The 19,178-nt window shown below is 48.2% G+C and carries 13 protein-coding genes and 1 tRNA gene; 8 read left to right on the top strand and 6 right to left on the bottom strand.

Annotation, left to right across the window (positions count from 1 at the left end):
* Positions 1–3 precede the first annotated feature (3 nt).
* Positions 4–2,271, top strand: a complete 2,268-nt coding sequence (locus EL633_RS31145) for a peptidase domain-containing ABC transporter (RefSeq protein WP_126631111.1) — start codon at positions 4–6, stop codon at positions 2,269–2,271.
* A 98-nt stretch (positions 2,272–2,369) separates the two neighbouring features.
* On the opposite strand, the gene EL633_RS31150 is transcribed toward EL633_RS31145, so the two are convergent.
* Positions 2,370–3,170, bottom strand: a complete 801-nt coding sequence (locus EL633_RS31150; RefSeq protein ID WP_126631112.1) for a phosphatase PAP2 family protein — start codon at positions 3,168–3,170, stop codon at positions 2,370–2,372.
* A gap of 258 nt (positions 3,171–3,428) precedes the next feature.
* Between EL633_RS31150 and EL633_RS31155 the strand changes: the two genes are divergently transcribed.
* A complete protein-coding gene (locus tag EL633_RS31155) occupies positions 3,429–3,872 on the top strand; it encodes a response regulator (RefSeq protein ID WP_126631113.1) in 444 nt (147 codons plus the stop codon).
* 93 nt (positions 3,873–3,965) lie between these two features.
* On the opposite strand, the gene pulA is transcribed toward EL633_RS31155, so the two are convergent.
* Positions 3,966–6,437, bottom strand: coding sequence for a type I pullulanase (pulA, locus tag EL633_RS31160; protein WP_161982595.1), 2,472 nt, complete (start codon positions 6,435–6,437; stop codon positions 3,966–3,968).
* A 387-nt stretch (positions 6,438–6,824) separates the two neighbouring features.
* Between pulA and EL633_RS31165 the strand changes: the two genes are divergently transcribed.
* Positions 6,825–6,899: transfer RNA gene (locus EL633_RS31165), tRNA-Asn, on the top strand.
* Positions 6,900–6,957: 58 nt separating this feature from the next.
* On the opposite strand, the gene EL633_RS31170 is transcribed toward EL633_RS31165, so the two are convergent.
* Positions 6,958–8,184 (bottom strand): M20 family metallopeptidase, encoded by a 1,227-nt coding sequence (locus EL633_RS31170; protein WP_161982597.1) that lies wholly within the window; start codon positions 8,182–8,184, stop codon positions 6,958–6,960.
* Between the two features lie 176 nt (positions 8,185–8,360).
* Between EL633_RS31170 and EL633_RS31175 the strand changes: the two genes are divergently transcribed.
* The 4 genes from EL633_RS31175 (at position 8,361) to EL633_RS31190 (ending at position 12,093) form a co-directional block, all read left to right on the top strand.
* Complete coding sequence (locus tag EL633_RS31175) at positions 8,361–9,317, top strand: helix-turn-helix transcriptional regulator (RefSeq protein ID WP_126631116.1); 957 nt, start codon at positions 8,361–8,363, stop codon at positions 9,315–9,317.
* A 171-nt stretch (positions 9,318–9,488) separates the two neighbouring features.
* Positions 9,489–9,878, top strand: coding sequence for a secondary thiamine-phosphate synthase enzyme YjbQ (locus EL633_RS31180; RefSeq protein WP_126631117.1), 390 nt, complete (start codon positions 9,489–9,491; stop codon positions 9,876–9,878).
* Between the two features lie 432 nt (positions 9,879–10,310).
* A complete protein-coding gene (locus EL633_RS31185; RefSeq protein ID WP_161982598.1) occupies positions 10,311–11,120 on the top strand; it encodes a class I SAM-dependent methyltransferase in 810 nt (269 codons plus the stop codon).
* Positions 11,121–11,181: 61 nt separating this feature from the next.
* Positions 11,182–12,093, top strand: a complete 912-nt coding sequence (locus EL633_RS31190; protein ID WP_126631119.1) for a phosphotransferase family protein — start codon at positions 11,182–11,184, stop codon at positions 12,091–12,093.
* 43 nt (positions 12,094–12,136) lie between these two features.
* On the opposite strand, the gene EL633_RS31195 is transcribed toward EL633_RS31190, so the two are convergent.
* Positions 12,137–12,925, bottom strand: coding sequence for a phosphotransferase (locus EL633_RS31195; RefSeq protein ID WP_126631120.1), 789 nt, complete (start codon positions 12,923–12,925; stop codon positions 12,137–12,139).
* Between the two features lie 415 nt (positions 12,926–13,340).
* On the opposite strand from EL633_RS31195, the gene EL633_RS31200 reads away from it, so the two are divergent.
* Entirely contained in the window at positions 13,341–17,219 is a 3,879-nt protein-coding gene (locus EL633_RS31200; protein ID WP_126631121.1) for a DUF6788 family protein, read from the top strand.
* A gap of 79 nt (positions 17,220–17,298) precedes the next feature.
* Here the strand turns inward: EL633_RS31200 and EL633_RS31205 are convergent, their stop codons facing one another.
* On the bottom strand, positions 17,299–18,186 hold the full coding sequence (locus EL633_RS31205; protein ID WP_126631122.1) for a Stp1/IreP family PP2C-type Ser/Thr phosphatase: 888 nt from the start codon (positions 18,184–18,186) through the stop codon (positions 17,299–17,301).
* Between the two features lie 636 nt (positions 18,187–18,822).
* Positions 18,823–19,107 (bottom strand): hypothetical protein, encoded by a 285-nt coding sequence (locus EL633_RS31210; protein WP_126631123.1) that lies wholly within the window; start codon positions 19,105–19,107, stop codon positions 18,823–18,825.
* Positions 19,108–19,178 lie beyond the last annotated feature (71 nt).

The following is a 19,178-nucleotide window of genomic DNA, read 5'->3' on the forward strand; positions in this document are numbered from 1 at the left end:
GGTATGAATACCAGCGAACAACGACAGGGACAGGTAGTTCAAAAGCAAGGAGAAAAAGAATCTGCTGCATATCTAAGACGCTCGATTGTCAATAAGATATGGCACAAACGGGTACCGGTGATGCTCCAGATGAGTGAGGTGGAATGCGGACTGGCTTGTCTGGCGATGGTGCTCAGTTATCATGGTCGTCAAACCTCGATCTCAGAGCTACGTACAAACTATGGGGCAGGCCGCGATGGCGTTTCGGCCTTGAATCTGGTGAAGGCGGCCCGTAACCTGGGCATGATTTCGCGTGCCGTGGCTTTACAGAAAAACGACTTTAGAGACGTGACTTTTCCCGCCATTATTCATTGGCAATTCAACCACTTTATTATTGTTGAGCGTTGGACGCCTGAACAGGTAACCATTGTAGATCCTGCCTCTGGACGTCGGCAGATGGATGCCGAGGAATTTAATGCGGGCTTTACCGGCATTGTGCTGATGCTAGAGCCGGGCATGAATTTTGATCGTCGTAAAATCTCATCACCGCTCTCCTTAAAGATGTATGCTATCCAGGCTGTGCGGCAGGCTCCATCTGCCCTGGTGCAGGTGATTCTGGCCTCGCTATTACTTCAGGTATTCGGCCTGATTCCGCCCATTCTGACCCAGACCATCATTGACAAAATTATTCCTTTTCATGTTAATAATGCCTTGCCTCTACTGGGTGCAGGTATGTTAATGATGCTGTTCTCGCAGGCTTTTATTACCCTGCTACGCGAGTGGTTGCTTATCTATGTACGAGCACGTATTGATACACATATGATGCTTAGCTTTTTTGAGCACCTGCTGCTCTTACCTTATAGTTTCTTTCAACAGCGCTCCAGTGGTGACCTGCTTACGCGTATGGGGAGTAACACTATTATCCGCGACACACTCAGCGGCCAGCTGATCTCCACCTTTCTAGATGGGAGTATGGTGATTCTCTACCTCTGCATCTTGCTGGTGGAGGCCCCCACGTTTGGACTACTAGCCCTGGTGATTGGCTTTTTGCAAGTGATTTTGATCCTGAGTGTCTATCGTCCCATTGCCAGCATGGCCGCCCAGGAACTGACCGCACAAGGTAAGTCTCAGGGTTATATGGCTGAAGCGCTGGCAGGTATTGCCACTCTGAAAGCGGCGGGCGCGGAATATAGCGCCCACGATCGTTGGACGAATCTTTTCTTTGATCAGCTCAACATCTCCATTCGCAGAAGTTACCTCTCCACCTTCGCCAGTACCGCCTTGCTCCTGTTACGTGGATTTGCGCCATTAGCCTTGCTCTGGGTAGGTGCCACGCAGGTTCTCAATGGCTCATTGACTATTGGTACCATGCTTGCTCTTAGCTCACTGGCAACCTCATTTCTCTCGCCGCTCTCCTCGCTAGTAAGTAGTGGCCAGCAGCTCCAGATTGTCCAGGCGCACCTGGATCGTCTGGCTGATATCATGACAGCTGAGCCGGAGCAGCATGCCCAGGCGGTCCAATCGCCACCAAAGCTAGCTGGCTATATTCGACTAGAAAATGTCGGCTTTCGCTATGCGCCTGAAATGCCCCGCGTACTCCATTCGATCAACCTTAACATCGTGGCTGGCCAGAAAGTTGCCATCGTTGGTCGTACTGGATCAGGAAAAAGTACCCTCGGCAAGCTGCTATTGGGTCTATATATCCCCACAGAAGGGCAGATCTACTATGATGGCATCCCCCTCCAGAACCTTCAATATCAAGAAGTGCGGCGTCAGTTTGGTGTCGTCCTACAAGAATCCACTGTCTTCAGTGGCACCATCATGGAAAATATTCTCTTCAATAACCCTCAGCTGGATAAAGAATATGGCGTACGTGCCGCCCAGATGGCCTCCATCCACGAGGATATCAGTAGAATGCCCTTAGGCTACGAAACACCAGTCGCTGAAGGTGGTAGTGCCTTATCCGGTGGACAGAGGCAGCGACTCTCATTGGCACGCGCCATCGCCCACCAACCCGCCATACTGCTACTGGATGAAGCGACCAGTAATCTCGATGTCGTCACCGAACAAATGGTGGCACAAAATCTTGAACACGTCCCTTGCACCCAGATTATCATCGCCCACCGCCTGAGCACCATTCGCAACGCCGACCTGATCCTCGTAATGGACCAGGGAACCATCGTCGAAAGTGGCACCCATCAGGATCTCCTGCTCAAAAACGGTTTTTACACCAATCTGGTCAAACAACAAATAGAAACCAAATCCCCTCGATTACTGCTCCGCCGCTTCTAACCCCTAAGCTTTAAACAATAAAACTGTGGAAGGCAACAACCTTCCACAGTTTTATTGTTTAAAACAGGCGAGCACCGCAGGCAAAACACATATCTTCATTATATAGACACGGAAGATGCCTCCTGACGCATGCCCTCTTTTTTCAACTGATGTTTATGTTGGAGATTTGTCACCCAACGATACACAAAAATCATCAAAAACAACCACAACAGACCCGAAAGATATCCACCAAGCACATCACTAAGCCAATGTTCACCCTCTAACACACGAGAATAACCAATGCCCAGAATAGCGGCAAAGGCAAAAATCTGGAAAGGAATAAGAATCCAATGATAACGCCACTCGCGAACATCTTTCGTGAAGGTGATATAAAGCAATGCACCATAGAAAACCACATCATGCTCCGTATGGCCTGAGGGGAAACTATTAAACATGAGTGGGGTATAAACATGAATCAGTTTAGGACTGGGACGTGGGCGTACCACATAATCACCAATTAAAATGTTGAGTCCATTGCCGAGTCCAATACTTAAAAGAAAGAAGAATGCATCCTTCCACCAGCGAATTAGCAGAAAGAAGACGAATACCACGCTCACTTCAATGATTGAGGGTTGGATATCGTTAAATGTACTGAAGAAGGTGAGCACTGAAAGCAGCCAGGGCCAATAATGAATAGACTGTACCGCACGGGAAAAATCTACCTCGCCGGGTAGCGGCCCTTTGTGGAGATGAATAAAGTACGCTGATGATAGCAACACGCACAAGCCAATAAACCAGAGCACCCGCTCAATAATGCGACGCACACGCGTATCATGCACATCCTCACCACCAAGTGTCGTGTTATTTTCGGCGCGCGCCTCCATAAGCTCCTGTCCTTCAGGATCAGTAGTTTTGGACATATGGTTCCTCCATATTTATTGCAGCTATGAAATAGCTATTTGTGTACACGTTACTGACATGTATTGAGATGCAAGAAGAGGGATAGCAGTGCATCAATATATCCGTATTGTGTGTGGAGCAGACTTATAATTTCTTCATCAAATATACTGGTTGCTTGTTCACCTTGCGTAATCCAGAGGCATTATTATATGCTTTAATCTACTGTCATTTAGAACGTACACCATAGCAGGTAACTGACTTGAACAGGAGGCGCTCTGATGACGATTCGTATTTTGATTGTGGATGATTATTGTGTGATCCGCGCAGGTTTACGTGCGCTTCTCCAGCCAGATGAAGAGCTACAAATAGTTGCTGAAGCTACCGATGGTCGGGATGCCATAGAGAAGGCCCTGAAATGGCGGCCAGATGTCGTCTTGATGGATACTGTACTACCAACCATGGATGGTATTAGCGCTACCGCCATCATCCGGAAGGATCTTCCCACCACTGAAGTCCTGATTCTAACGGATACCCACAATGGATTGGATATTATCAAAGCTATTCGCGCGGGTGCAATCGGCTACCTCCTCAAAAATGCGCAGGCCACAGATCTACGCACTGCCATCCGTGCCGCCGCCGTCGGCCAGGTCTACCTCTCGCCCGTTACTGCTACCTACACATTGCTCGATCAAGAAGTTGTGAACGCCTATATCTCTCAATAAAACGATGCTATCTCCCTACTCTTTACCATCATACTGTGGGGGTGGATATATGGCTGTCTGTATACCTACCCCACAGTACGAAAAGCGGGCGGATCAGGCCTGATAGAGAATCAAGCAAGAGATACCAGGAACCTCTAGCAGGCTGGAAACCTGGCGTATGCCTTGCTCACTGATCAACTCGCTGCTACCAACCAGTGTCCAGGTACCAGTTGGTATCTTGAGTGGAATTGTGGTAGTTGTAGGATTATAGATGACCAGAATCTGTTTCCAACTATCTTGATTGGCGTATGGACCAAGTTGAAAAATCAAGGTGCCAGATGGACTATCCATCAACTTCAGATGTGCCTGAATCTCCTCGGATGTCTGCATACGGAAGGCGGGATGGTTTTTGCGTAGACGAATAAGCCCTCTATAGTATTCAAAGACATCTTTATGGAATGCTTTCCGGGTCCAGTCGAATTGATTGACTGCATCACCCGCATTATAACTATTATCATTGCCACCTTTTGTACGGAGAAATTCTTCACCACCCTGGAAAAATGGGACTCCCTGTGATGTCATAATAATAGCCTGTGCCAGTTTATCCATCTTAATACGATCTGACTCGCTGGCCTGAGCATTACTGGCAGTGATTTTATCCCAGAGGGTGAAGTTGTCGTGGCTGGATACATAGTTGATGCTTTCGGAAGGGTGGGCCGTAAAATCGAAGATGCTCCCAACCACACCGCGCTCCACCGCATCAACCAGACTGGGATCACCGGTTGCAAAGCCCTTTGCCTCGCGTGAAAAGACGCTGCCAGTGAGCGCATTACGTAGATTATCATTAAAGACCCCAATACCCAGATCCTGTTGTTTCCCCTTTAAAAGCAATTGTTGATCTGGCAAGGCTGAAGCGCCTCCAGTCCATGGTTCACCATAGAGAAGCACATGAGGATTTTGCTTAAAAAGCTCTTGAGAGATCTGACGCATCGGTGCTACTCCCAGCAACGCCATTAAATCAAAGCGGAAGCCATCGACGTGATATTCCTGCATCCAATAGATCAGCGAATCACGAATAAACTTCTGCACCATTGGACGCTCACTGGCAATCTCATTGCCAATTCCTGAACCATTGGTATACTGTCCAAAGGCATCGGTACGATAGTAATACTGTGGCACAATCTTATCGAAATCTGAATCCATAATCGCAAAGGTGTGATTATAGACGACATCCATTACCACACCCAGTTGTTCATCATGGAGACTTTTAATCATCTGCTTATACTCAGTAATCCTGGCTGTTCCATGAGGTGTGGTTGCATATGCCCCTTCGGGTACATTATAGTTGCGTGGATCATAACCCCAGTTATATTGATACTCTTTAAACTCATCAACCGTGGCAAATTCATAGGCCGGTAGCACCTGAACATGCGTCACACCCAGATCACTCAAGCTACTGATGCCGGTCGAAAGTTGATCTGGACTACTGCTAGTACGCTCGGTGAAGGCCAGGAATTTTCCTCGATGAAGCATGCCTGAGCTTTCATGGATTGAGAAGTCGCGTATATGTAGTTCATAAATGATCGCGTCAACAGGATTATTCAGCTGCACGGGCCGGTCATTCTCCCAACCCTCAGGCTGTGTTTTAGCCAGATCAACAATCATGGTTCTGCTTGCATTGACCGCCAGGGCCCGTGCATATGGATCAACCACGGTATGGGTTTTTCCCTGGACCGTGATCAGGTAGAGGTAATACCAGTTTTCTAAGGAATTGGGAATACTGGCCAGCCATGTTCCCTGCTCGGCTCTCTGCATGGATATTTGTTGACTAATCGGACCAGTCTCGCTCTCAAAGAGAAGCAACTGTACATCGGGCGCCGTTGGAGCCCAGAGGCGAAAGTTGGTCCCATCTTCACTCAGAGTGCATCCCAGATCATTCCCATTATAGGTATAGCGTTCCGCGTTCAGGATCTTACGTGGAATAATTGGCACCTCTGACATGCCATGTAATTTTAGCATCAACGTGTGGCTCACATCGGGAGTCGTAGCTAAGGTTATTGCTAATAGGTTTGTGGTCACATCAATAGCAGAAGGTAAGATCGCATTAGGGGTATTAATAGAGTCATAGACCTGAGGTTGTTGCACCTGTACATCAAATGGCACATACGAAAAAGTGACTTCAGTATTGTCCGCAGGAATACTCAAATTAATGTTTGTATGTGGGATTACATCGCTCCAACTATTATTAAAAGCTATCTTATAATGATACTCACCGGCAGGAAGGGTCGCCGTATATTGATACAGATTAGGGTTTACTTCTTTCAGGAGTGTATGCTCATCCTCAGTATTCCAATTATTGGAGGCCCCCAAGAGTTTTTGTAGATCCCCAACCACCGTGGCATGATAGCTATGCGCGTTTTTAAGCGCAGCCACCTCAAGCTGCTGGCCGCTGGTCGTATCTGTGACGGTAACATTGCTCGTCGCATAAGGTAGAGGAATGCCAGCAGTGAGTGCTACCAGCAGAGTTGTGTCATCATCCAGATATGCATTCATTAGCGAGGGCAAGTTTTTTTCTGAGCTGTTCACGTTAGTACCAATCCTATAGAGTATATATTCCATACCACTATCTCCCCTTTTCCTGCCAGGAGCAAGCCAGGTATGGTCATTTGGGCTCATCTACTAAAAGTATACCTACGGCCTGAAAAAGGCAAGTTTTGCACCATATAAGCAGGGCTTTTTCATGTTCCTTTTTGGCGTCTGCGACGCCATCTTCTAGGTGTGGAGTGTGTGTGGTGCGCGGCTGCAGCCGCGCACCACACACACTCCACACCTAGAAGATGGCGAGCGCCATGGGCGCGAGGTGTCAAAAATAAAATCTTATAGATAGCCAAAAGTTAGTAAAAAAAAAGTCCAAAAAAGTATTGACAAAAAAAGCTCGAACGTTTATTATTATTTTCATCAAAGAGCACACATTCCTCGATAGCTCAATGGTAGAGCAATCGGCTGTTAACCGATCGGTTATAGGTTCGAGTCCTATTCGGGGAGCCACCAGAAAAGGACCACTTCATCAAGTGGTCCTTTTCTTTTATCCTACAAACCTGTCCCCTTAATGGGTTCCCTCATCTTTAACGCACCAGGCTGCAATAATTTGCTCCAATTTTTCCTGGCCGCTCAAAAAATGTTCAACAGGAATGCTCTCATTTGGCTGGTGTGCCTCGGACAGAGCGCCAGGGCCACAGATATACGAGTTGATACCCAGGTGCTGGAAGTTACCTGCATCGGTCCCATAAGGAGCACCATGCACTACCTGCTTCTCCATCACACGACTGAGCAAGGCGCTTAATGAACTCTGCATTGGTGATTTCATTGGTGGAGTCGAATGAAGATTTTCAATAACCACATCACAGTCCGGCGCAAACTCGCGCATCTTACGGGCAACTCTATCTTCGATGCGCTCCTTTAAGGTACCAATGATCTCCTCTGAACTATCGCCTGGCGAGACACGCAGACTCATTTTTAAGCGACAGGTGTCGGCGATCATATTGCCAGCCAGACCCCCATTGATGATACCGCAGTTAAAGGCCGAAGGAGGGCATTCGGGGAAGAGTTCGATATTCTCGGCTGTAATCCGTTCCTCAAGTTCCGTGTCGATCTCAGAGATAATGCGAATCACATCGCCCATCTTCTCAATCGCGTTCAAGCCTTTTTTAGGCACGCTGCTATGGCCACCTTTACCGTGTACCACCAGATCAAAGGTCGCGTATCCTTTATGAGCTGGAAAAATCTCAAAGTCGGTCGGCTCACCGATCAAGGCCACTTCAGGCATTGGTAGCGTCTCTTTAAAGAACTGTGGCAGGATCTTGATTAATTTACCGGAACCCTGGCCCGCTACCTCTTCATCATAGGTAAAAATAAAGAGCAGAGGTCGTTTGAAGTCCTGTTGTTGTTTTATTACCTGCTTAGCCGCGACCAGTGCCTGGGCCATCGCAATCTTCATATCGGCCGTACCACGCCCATAGATGCGCTTGCCATCGGTCTGCATTACCCGTGGATTTGTTTTCCAACCTGGTTGACCATCAAAAGGAACCACATCAATATGTCCCGAGATCATCAGGCCATTACTTACCGCAGGACCATACCAGGCCAGCACAGAGGCTTTGTCAACGCCATCCACCTGATCTACAATTACCTTTACATTAAAGCCCATCTCTTTTAGATAGCCCTCAAGATAATGCACTGCCTCTAGATTACTATGTGCGCTGACCGTATCAAAGCCGATCAACTGGCGCGAAACTTCCCATAATTCGCTTTGTTGGATCTCTGTATTACTCACGTATATATTCCATCCTTTAAAAGATATGCGGGCTTGCATCCTTGATAATAGTAACACACTCGATAAATACAAGCATAGTTGCTTAAACTCTGGATCATTCATGACATTAGTTGTCATATTTGTAGGTTAGAGTTAAGATTGTAAAGATACAAGTATGCCAGTGCAGGGAGTATACTATGCGTGCAGATCGCCTGTTATCTATTATGTTGCTCTTGCAAGTATACCGCAAGATGACCGCCCATGAATTGGCGCGGCGACTGGAGGTGTCTGAGCGTACCATCCATAGAGATATGGAGGCGCTCAGTATTTCTGGCATCCCAGTCGTAGCCGAGCGTGGAACGGGTGGCGGTTGGAGCTTGCTCGAAGAATATCGGACCAATCTGACTGGCCTGACCGAGCCAGAGATCCAGTCTCTTTTCCTGGCCCAGCCCTCGCATCTCTTAAATGATCTGGGCTTACATAAAGCCTCTGAGGCGGCCCTGATCAAATTGTTAGCTGTACTACCTGCCATCCAGCGCAGAGACGCCGAGTATGTCAGTCAGCGCATCCATATTGATGCCAGTGGCTGGCATAACCGCGAAGAGGCTATTCCGGCCCTCCCATTTCTCCAGCAGGCGCTATGGCAAGGCTGCAAGATATGCTTCACCTATTTACGTGGTGATAACTGTGTAGAGCGCCTGGCCGATCCTCTCGGCTTAGTGGCCAAGGGCAACACCTGGTATTTTGTGGCCGCCATAGATGAACAGATACGCAGTTATCGTGTATCCCGTATCCAGTCTGTTCAACTGCTAGAGCAAGTAGCCGTACGTCCACCTGATTTTGATCTGGCTGCCTTCTGGGCCCAATCCTCAAAGAATTTCACGTCTACCTTGCGCTGCTACCACTCCAGTGTGCGCGTAGCCCCTGAAGCCCTGCCACGTGTCTATGGATCCAGTCGACTATTCAGGATCGAGCAAACAGAGATCGTTGATACGCAGGGCTGGACCACCCTGCATCTGCGCTTCGATAATGATAGCGAGGCATGTGCCTTCATCCTGAGTTTTGGTGCTCAAGTCGAAGTGCTTGAACCTGTTGCATTGAAACAGCAGATCATTGAACTCGCCGAAACCGTCCTTGCGCACTATAAACAATAGGTGTGGCAGTATGTAATCAGAGCCGCCGTAATCGAACCTGGACAGCCCTTGTTACATTTTTGGTAAACTGCTCGTATCCGCAATTAAAGACTATTTTTGCTATAACAAAGTATAATTTCTATACCCGACAAAACGATAGTACTTGTAAAGGAGCAGTATATCGATACCCAAATGAAAACATTAAATATCCGTACCCAGAAAAAAGACGAAATCAAAGATATCACCGACACAGTTGAAGAATATGTACAGCAATCAAAAAATGATAGCGGTATGTGCATACTCTTTGTTTCCCATACCACCTGTGCCATTACAACAGCAGACCTTGATCCCGGTACGGACCTGGATTTTCTGAATGCCCTGAGAGCTATCCAACCCGATCTCAACTATCGCCATCCCCATGATCCAGAACATGCGCCCGACCATATCCTATCATCTTTAATCGGGCCTTCTCTGGTCATCCCTTATACCAATCGTCGCCTGCTACTTGGTATCTGGCAAAGGATCGTGCTAGTCGAGCTCGATGGCCCCAGGCAACGAACTGTACAAATATCCTGCCTATAACAAAATATGAGAAGCAGGGGTGCAGGAGATAGCAATCCCCTGACTTGGGTTCCAGGGCTACGCCTTGAGCCCCCCAGAAGCAGGGGTGCAGGCCTGACTGGGTTCCAGGGCACAGCCCTGGTTCTTCCCCCCTCTCTCTCTCGCGTAGCGGGCTTATCATCAGTATCTTGCAATTTTTGCTATGTATATCTCTTGTTTATGTTAAACAAGAGATATACATAGCAAAACACCCTCTTATGATTTTAGCGCTATATTAATGTTTTTTTGATGAAATTTACATATGATTTTTGCATGTAGGGCCTTATAATCTTTACAGTAAAAACGTGTAGTATGTATGCTATCACGAAAGGCTTCGCCTTTATGTTTGGATTTCGGCCTGGCAAACAGGCAACTAGCGACCGGGCTGTTTGGGGTGTAGCAGGGGGAAAAGGAATGTTGTCAGGATCTTCAAGCATACCTTATAGATGTTCTAAAAATGCCAATGAAATAAAGCGCCTGGATTTTCAGCACTTTATTTTGCGTACAGCGCTGGGTGGCAATTATCTGGCCCCGATTGGAGTCACGCAGCAGCCACATATGATTTTAGATGTTGGTAGTGGGACAAATTTTTGGGGCTGTGAAATAGCCCGCGATTTTCCTGAAACAAAAATTTATGGGCTGGATATAGAACTCGTCACACGGGCAGACATGCCTGCGAATTATCGCCTGATTCAAGGCGATATACGGCAGGATTTGCCGTTTGCGCCAGGTACATTTGACTATATCCATCAGCGTTTCCTGATCAGTTCTCTTACCGCTCAGGAATGGCCTATAGTTATAAGCAGGCTATTACACATTGCTATTCCTGGAGGATGGATCGAGCTGGTTGATGCCAGTGGTGAGCAGCTTACATCCATGGGACCCATGACCGCCCAGCTCATGGAGAATATGGCTCAACTGGCAACTATGAATCGCAGTGAGCTTCTTCCGGCCAGTGCCATTGATGAATTATTGCAGGCGGCTGGCGCGATCAATGTGCATAAAAAGGTAGTAAAATTGCCTGTGGGCAAATGGGGTGGCCGTATTGGCTCGCTTATGGCAACGAATCTCACGGCTGTCTTGCAGTCATTTAAAGAAGTATGCATGGCCTACTTTCATTATAGTTCTGATTACTTTGACGGCTGTTTGAGTTCAGCGATGCAAGAGTGGGATGAATATCATCTGCAATATCCAATTTATATATGTTTTGGGCAGAAGCTATGATATTATAGATCAAAATAGCAGATAGTATCATAACAAATAAAAAGAATGCAGGTTTCGTTTTGTGGAAGAGCAAGCGATAAGTGATCTGGTCAGGGATGTATTGGACGTTGATGTACTAGCGGTCAGGCATATGAATTTTGGGCATAATAGCCTGACGTATGATGTACAGTTGCCTGAGCGGCATATAATGGTGCGTACGCATCATAATGCTTCTGTTTTTGCGCATACTGAGCGCAACATCACGCTTCTGGCGCGATTGGGTCTTCCAGTTCCCCATATAATTACTACTGACCTGACAATGACACATGTCCCGTTTGGCTACATGTTGCTGGATAAAATTCCTGGTCGTGATCTGCGCTACGAGCTGGCTGCAATGAGTCATGAGCAGATGACGGTGTTGGCGCAACAGATTGTCTCGTTTCAGCACAAAGTGATGGCGCTCGCGCCTGGACGTGGTTATGGATTTGTTGCGATTGGTGGAGAGGGTCCTTATGCCTCATGGCTACAGTTGATAAAAGACGCCGTGTATAAGTCGCTGTCGGTTGTGCGTCAAGGTCCTCTTGGAGAGAAGATGCCAGATATCGGCAACAAGCTCAGCCAGTTTGAGGCTTATCTTGAGCATGTTCCTCCCACCTGTTTTCTTGATGATCTGACCACCAAAAATGTTTTGATCCAGCATGGCCGCTTGCAAGGCTGTATAGACTTTGACTGTGTCTGCTACGGAGATCCTCTATTCAATCTCAGCCTGACACAGACCGGCGTATTGAGTGATGTGGGAGAACCTGGACTTTTCTATGTAGAAGAGCTATGCCGTTGCTGGCAGATAACGGAGCAGCAGCGGCAGGTTGTTAATTTTTATTCAGCCATCCATGCCATCGACTTCTTGAAATTTCAATTTGAAGATCCTGGGGAGGGTCATGGATTATGGACGGAGCGTATGTTGAAAGCTATCAATAGCTGGCTAGAATTGTAGCTCTGCTTCCTGGCAGCCAATCCCAACCAGCCTGTGGCTGAACTTAAAGATAAGGCTGAAGATTTTTTATTTGCCCAGGCAGAGCCGCAATCTCGCGTTGATAGTTGACCAGATGTTCTTCCGCCAGCATCTTTTGGAAGGCTTGATCACCAGCCTCGGCACGTGTGATGATCAGATTACACAGATGTTGTAGCCGTTCTTCCACCATCAACAGCACTGACATTGGTTCGATTGAGCCATAGGTCGTACAAAAAAGCTTCAAACGCCTGGCCTGGACCTCTGGTTCTAGCAAACCAGTCGAGCGTAGTTCATCGTCACCGCTATGCAGCAATGGCACAAAACGATACGCCGCATACGCCAGATCCCATACCCGTGGTCCAGGACCAGCCGTATCAAAATCAATCAAAGCCACCGGAATATTGTTCCGAAAAACCATATTATATGGAGCCACATCATTGTGACAGATCACCTCATGTCTGGTCACATCCGCATAGGTAATCTGCCATTGAGCCTCCTGCGGCGATACATAATACGTTGTAATAGCGTGGAACTCTCGCAGCATATCCGCTATCTTTGTCAGAGCCTCATCAGACCAGAACGCAGGTGGTAAAGGATAATGTCCCACCGCGCCAGCAATAAAAGATAATATTTCACGCCCTTGTGAATCTATACCCAGAAAGCGTGGTGCCGCCGCAAAGCCGTTGCCCTCAAGGTGGAGAAGCAAGTGATGTACCGTCGAACTCCACGGACCCATTGTGCGCCGCACCGTCTCCCCAATCCGAATCACCCGCGACACATTACCGCCCGCCAGCACTATTTCCTCTTCACCCATAATTTCTCCATTCATAAACTTCCCACAAACAAAGCCCGCAACCATTATCATACCCCAGTCCACCCCATGCTTCCACCTTGCTGTGATCTGCCGTTGCACAAAAAAGACATTTGATCAAAGTACAATGTACTACGTCTGAAATAATAGCTCCTATTTTTTGTATTTTTCTACAAAATAGTAGTAAAATTGTTTTATAGGATAAGAAGATAGATCTTCATATGTGAATAATGTCCACCATCCGGCGCCATTATAACAAGATTGGCCCTCGGAAATATTGATGATTTTGAAATAATATGATACCTTCATTAGTTGAGGCGTATTAAGCTCTTGCGTCGGCTATCCTGAGAAGACTTTGGCACTAACAGAGATTTGTGGCTAACAAAGCAGATATGGATCTGAAAGAGGAGCGTGTGGCATGACCCAGCAAGTTAATAAGATCACTTATCATCAGCAAGTGACGTATTGTGGTAAGCCACGGTGTCGCAGATGTCGGGAGGGGATTGGACATGGTCCATATTGGTATGCTTACCAGACGGTGAACGGGCAGACTACACGCACCTATATTGGAAAAGAACTTCCCTCTGAGGTGCAAAGTTATCCAGAGGCCTCTTTAACGCCTTCGGGTGATAGCGCTGTGGCCTTACACCCATCGGTTCGTACACCTCAGGAAACTGCTGCGGATAATGTGGTGCTACGCATTTCGACCCTGGGCCAGTTTCGGTTAGAGAAGCGCGGGCAGGCTCGTAGCAAATTGAAAAATCGTAGCTGGCATGTCATCGATGAAGCCGCCTGGCAGCAGCGTTCCGTACGGGCCTTGCTGGCGTATTTGATTTGTTGTCCAGACCGGCGCTCAACCAGGTCGCAGGCTATCGCGGCCCTCTGGCCTGACGATGATCTGACCGCAGCTAGAAGTGCCTTGAATAAGACCTTGAATGTGCTACGGAAAGTTCTGGGACATCCATCAGTAAAACCGGGACAGACCTCGCAGTCGGATCAAGTTGAGCGTTTCAGGACAGATGGAGACTGGTTTATCCTGGGTGAGCAAGAGCGTGTCTGGATTGATGTGGATGAGTTTGAGAAACTGGCGCAACAGGTCGAACTGGCCGATAGCCAGTCGCCAGCTTATGAAGAGCTCTTGCAAAAAACCATTACGCTCTATAGTGGGGATTTCCTGCCTGAAGAGCGTAGCGCTGAATGGGTTATGACCCGGCGGCAGGCGCTACGCCGCAAGTGGATCGAGCTCTTATTGACGCTATCCAACTGGCATATGGCGCACAACCAATACGCGCAGGCCATCAACGTGCTCAATAGTTTACTTGTCAAAGATCCCACCAATGAACTGGCGATCCAGCAGTTGATGATTTCGTTGATGTATCTGAAGCGCCGTGGTGAAGCCTTACGGGCATATCAGCGTTTTGAGAACACGCTATTGCGTGATTATAAAGCCACCCCAGCCCCAGAGACGCTCAACTTGTATCAAGTGGTCCGTTCAGGTGAAGGACTGCCAGACAGAAATATATTTGCCGCCTTACCGCTCCCCCTGACCTCGGAGTCCATCCAGCCGCCGCCAGATAGTCTTGCCAATCCCTCTCCCATTTTACGTTTCAGGCATCGGGCCATCACTTCACCCCTGAGTGAGCCAATAGGACGTGCCCATGCAGGTACATTGATTGGTCGAGATGCTGAATTGCAGTTGTTACGCACCATGTTGCAGCATGTTGAGCGAAATGCCCGGCTGCAACTGGGAAGTTCACGCCGGGTTGGTAGTATCCCGCTAGACACGCAGCGCCAGCCACAATTGCTTTTCCTGAAAGGTGATGCCGGCATCGGAAAAACGCGTCTCGCCGAGGAACTGGGACGAGACGCCCAGCGCAGCGGCTGGAGTGTCATCTGGAATCATATCTACAACCAGGAGAGCGGCGTCCCCTACCGTGTCTGGATTGAAGCGCTGCGCAAGATATTAGGTGCCAGCACCAACGTCGTGTCGCTACTTGGCATGGAATCCCTGCGTGCCCTTTCAACCTTACCTGGGCTGCTGGACCTGCTGCCACCTGACATCCATCCTGATCTGACACCACACATGCTGCTTCCAGAACAGGCCAGATATGTCCTCTATAATGCGGTCTGCGACCTTCTTAAAAAGACCAGTGAGAACGGGCCCCTGATGATTGTGCTGGACGATATCCAGTGGGCTGATGTAAGTAGTTATGAACTGCTCGGACATCTTGCACGCCAGCTCACGGGCTATCCCATCGTGTTTTTCGCCACCTGCCGTGAGAGCGAGATTCCAAAGGATAACTCGCATCCATTGCGCAAACTTATCCTGGAGATGCAGCGGGAACATACCATTAGAACCCTGGATATTGAGCCGCTTTCCCCTGAACAGATCAAGCTCCTGGTGACCAGTCTCTCGAACCTATCTGAAGAAACAGTCACGCATATTCAAACTTATGCCGCTGGTAACCCCTTCTTCGCAGAGGAACTGGCACGGTCGCCGAAGGAGACCTTGCCGGTGACAATCACCGAGGCACTTGGCTATCGTATGAAGCATCTTAAGCCAAAGTGCCGTGAATTGCTCGCTCATGCTGCTGTCCTCGGAGGCTCATTTGAGTTACCGATTGTGTGCATGATGGAAACAGGCTCAGATATTGATGAAGATGATGTTATCCTGCCATTGTTAGAAGAGGCATTGGAGGCTAAGGTTCTTACCGATGAAGGTAGTGGTACGCGTATCACCTATCACTTCTGGCATCCTTTACTCGTCACCTATCTCTATGAGGAAGGCCTATCCTCTATGCGTCGTGCGCGCCTGCATCGACGGGCCGCTGACGCCATCCTCTACATGAATAAGGGTCGTGAAGAGGATGTAGCCGCCACAGTCACCATCCATCTGGAGAGAGCAGGTGCCGACGCTGAGAAGATTGCCCACTATGCTGAGCTGGCCGGGAATAATGCCTATGTCATCTCTGCGTATGCAGATGCGGCCACCCATTATCAGAAAGTTGTTGATTACCTGGAAACCGTCCAGGTAGAGTCTGAAGTGCCGCGCCTGATTTCTCTATTAGAGCGTCTGGCTGAATGTACTGTGAATAGTGGTGGCAACTATGGCAAGGTCTGCGACATTTTTATGGGTATTCTGGAACTGAGGCGTCGTTATAAGCAAGCTACCGTTGAACCGCAAGAGGAAGCCCGCATTCAGGCCTTGCTCTGGGATCAAATCAGCTGGACCTGGCGTTATCGGGGCGATATACGTCGTGCCTGGGAGTGTCTGTATCATGGAGAACAGCTTTTGACCAGTGCTGGCATCGCTGGCGGTCCTGTTTGGGCACGGCTCTACTATACCAGAGGGAATATCTATCAGTCCGAAGGTCTGTATGATCGGGCTCTGGATAGTATGCAGCAGGCGGCTTCGTTGTTTGAAGCCAGCCAGAAGCAGAGTATCGCTCCAGCGCCATCCGGTCGGAGCAAAACCCAGATTCAACGCATTATCGATGGTGATCCAGATCTGCTTGGTCGGATCCAGCGGCATATCGGTGCGATTGTGGTCGACATGGGACAACTCAGTCTGGCGCTGGAATATCAGAATCAAGCGCTGGCCTTTTTTGAGCATTCGGGTGAGTTACGGCAGATTGCCCATCTCTCGTGTAATATTGGTTTTATCCATCTGAAAATGGCCGAGTATGAGCAGGCGGCTGCCGCGCTCAGGCTGGCTTTGAATCGGGCTGAGCAAATGCGAGACCTGGCTTTATTATCCCTGGTCCATAGTAACCTTGGTGAACTGGGCGCTGCTGTTGGTAATTTAGATGAGGCTGAGAAACAATATAACAGTGCATTAAAACTTAATAGTCTGCTGGAAGATCCACAGTATATGAGTAAATGGAACTCCGGTCTGGCTGGCATATTGCAGGAGCGTGGTAATTTGCAAGGGGCGGCCAGCTGTATATACACCGCCTTCTCCACGGCCCGTGCTATGCACAATGCACCGTGTATTGGTCAGGCATTGGTGGCCCTTGGTAATTTACGCATCGCTCAGTCCATGTCGGAAAATCTGGAGAAGCAGAGGCGCATCCTGTTGTTGTCACATGCGCAACAAGATATTGAGCGGGCATTAGAACTGGGAGTGGAGGCAGAGGTGCGCATGAAGGGGCAGTTGGCGTTGGCCCAGATTACGCTGCTACGTAGTCAACCACAACAAGCTAGCGCAGTACTTGAACAAGTCAGGAGTGAAGCCAAAAAGTCAGAGCATTTACAAATAGTACGGCGCGTTGATGTGTTATTATCACAAATAAAGTAGCACCATGATCCAGCATAAGTTCTGGTCTGCGCGCCAGCAATGCTGGTGTTTATAGGCGTTTGTCCTGGGCTGGTTGTACTTAGCGTTGATAGACACGCGCAACGATAGCCGTGATGTTATCGATACCTCCCTGAGCATTCGCATATTCCACCAGGCGATATACACTCTCCTGTGGACCAAATTGTTCCACGATACTGGTGATTTCCTGATCGTTAATCATGCCACAGAGGCCATCACTACAGAGAACCATAGCGTCGCCCTCTTCAACCTGTTCCACAAAAACATCTACTTCTACTTCTGGAAAGGGTCCGAGGGAGCGTGTAATGATGTTGCGCATCGAGTGCATCTGCGCTTCTTCCTCTGACATTTGTCCCATACGAACCTGTTCCGAGACCCATGAATGGTCCTGTGAAATTTGTCGGACGTGGCCGCGATGGACTAGATAGGCGCGGCTATCACCAACATTGGCAATATAGGCTGTGGATCCGCGTAAGATCGCGACCACGCAGGTGGTACCCATGCCACTATGCTGCGCATTTTCCGTGGCGCGCTGATAAATAGTCGCATTGGCATATTGAATAGCGCGCGTTATACTTGTGGGTATATCGGTATCTGGATCCTGATAATAGAGCGTGCAAACTGTATCAACTGCGATTTCGCTGGCCACCTCACCGGCAGCATGTCCACCCATACCGTCCGCGACAATAAAGAGTGCACCCTTGCGTTCTAGTAACTGTTGATCTTTCGGGATAATATAGGCAACACTATCTTCATTATGTTGACGTTTACGGCCAACATCTGTGCGCTGGGCGACATTCAAACCAAGGGGCCTGGTCTTCTGTTTGGGTTGTGCCGTCTCGGTCTGCTTAAAGAAACGATGCCGTACACGTGAGATAACCCCCTGACGTCGTTCCTTCTGTGGCTGTGTGGATAGGTCATGAATGGTATGCGAAGGAAGTATCTCCATTATGCTTCTCCAATTCCCATCATTTATGGAATATGTGTACTAAATTGCTCGCTTATTATCTATCATATGGCGATTGTTGTTATTCTCTCGCTTAATAAAAAGAATATCACAATTGCCGTAATTTCTAAAGTTTCTGGCTATATTTTCGCCAGCAATGCTCTCAAATTACCAGTATACTCTTTGATCCAAGTTGAATTTGCTCGATCTTTCGAATGGGTTGATTCCCATGCTTATCGTGCTCATGCCACATATCCATACGCGTTCCCTGACGGGAACTTGCTTTTTGTATGCTGTGGTGTAAAAGATGGGCACTGCCCATCTTTTACACCACAGCATACAAAAAGTTATTGAATGCGCCTCAGTAGTCTGTCAGACCTCATGTGACGGCCAAGCGGGGATGCAAGGGGGCGAACCCCTTGACTGGGGGATCGGGGGCTGTGCGCCCCCGACCTCCTCCCCTCCCGCCCGCGTAGCGGGTAACCAACCCATCATATGAAGTGGGTCAGATCAGCAGAGCCAAATTTTGTTTACATCCTATAAAGTATTTACGTTGATTGAAGCGTTGTCATATAGAAATATTTTATAGTATTTTATACTACGGGAAAGTAAATTAGTATACTCCTATCACCCAAAGTACTACTTATTTTTATTTAGCTTACGGCCAATTACGATACCTAGAATACCTAGTATCACTAATAGAGCTTCTATAATAACTGTACCTGAAATGAGTGTTAGCATGGAGGCAAAGGTTAGCTTAAACTGGGGGTGGGCAGGTATATATTTGAAGAAGATAAAAAGGATATTCAGGATAAACAGGGAGATGCCGCCAAGCACAGCCAGGATGCCCCAGATGATAAAGACACTGGAGTGTGACCGTGTGCTTTGATTATGTGTTATCGGTCTCCGTTGTCGTCTTGCCATTCTCCTCCTCCCTGGATTGGTACATCTGACGTCCAAAAAAATGGCGATGTGTTAACGCAGATTCTCTATCA

This window comes from Dictyobacter alpinus, assembly GCF_003967575.1.
Taxonomy (GTDB): domain Bacteria; phylum Chloroflexota; class Ktedonobacteria; order Ktedonobacterales; family Ktedonobacteraceae; genus Dictyobacter; species Dictyobacter alpinus.